This window comes from Pyramidobacter sp. CG50-2 (assembly GCF_003612005.1).
In the GTDB taxonomy this organism is placed as follows: Bacteria; Synergistota; Synergistia; order Synergistales; family Dethiosulfovibrionaceae; genus Pyramidobacter.
In genome coordinates this window covers 1-672 of record NZ_RAWT01000107.1, presented here as the reverse complement: position 1 = coordinate 672, position 672 = coordinate 1, and the positions used below count along the sequence as shown (strand labels likewise).

Annotated in this window: 6 tRNA genes; all 6 read right to left on the bottom strand. The window is 52.1% G+C overall.

Annotated features, from left to right (window positions below):
* Positions 1–73: transfer RNA gene (locus tag D7D26_RS12000), tRNA-Lys, on the bottom strand.
* Positions 74–81: 8 nt separating this feature from the next.
* Positions 82–158: transfer RNA gene (locus tag D7D26_RS11995), tRNA-His, on the bottom strand.
* A 31-nt stretch (positions 159–189) separates the two neighbouring features.
* Positions 190–266: transfer RNA gene (locus D7D26_RS11990), tRNA-Arg, on the bottom strand.
* 7 nt (positions 267–273) lie between these two features.
* Positions 274–349 (bottom strand) — tRNA-Gly (locus D7D26_RS11985).
* A 15-nt stretch (positions 350–364) separates the two neighbouring features.
* A tRNA-Pro gene (locus tag D7D26_RS11980) sits at positions 365–442 on the bottom strand.
* Positions 443–455: 13 nt separating this feature from the next.
* A tRNA-Ala gene (locus D7D26_RS11975) sits at positions 456–531 on the bottom strand.
* Positions 532–672 lie beyond the last annotated feature (141 nt).

Sequence of the window (672 nt, the reverse complement as noted above, 5' to 3'; positions counted from 1 at the left end):
TGGATCGTACAGGACTTGAACCTGTAACCCTCTGATTAAGAGTCAGATGCTCTGCCAGTTGAGCTAACGATCCATATGAATTGGGGTGGGTAAAGAGATTCGAACTCTCGACCTGAGGATCCACAATCCTCCGCTCTAACCAACTGAGCTACACCCACCATATTGCCTTGCGAACTGCGCGGATGAAAATGGCGCGCCGGACAGGATTCGAACCCGTGGCCCACGGCTTAGAAGGCCGTTGCTCTATCCAACTGAGCTACCGGCGCACGGTAATGGAGCGGAAAACGGGACTCGAACCCGCAACCCCCAGCTTGGAAGGCTAGTGCTCTACCAATTGAGCTATTTCCGCACAAACCTCATCCACTGGTCGGGGTGAAAGGATTCGAACCTTCGACCCCCTGCTCCCAAAGCAGGTGCGCTAACCAGACTGCGCTACACCCCGAATTGAGAGAATATGGTGGAGCTGAAGGGATTCGAACCCTCGACCTATTCGTTGCGAACGAATCGCGCTCCCAACTGCGCCACAGCCCCTCAGAACCAACAGGTTGCATTCTAGACTCAAAGGCTGTTCTTGTCAAGGGGGGATTTTTGAGATTGTCGTTGTTCAGTGATAAAGTCCCCCATAACTGTTCCAAGAAAATGTCACTCTGAGATAATACCGTTCATGAAACA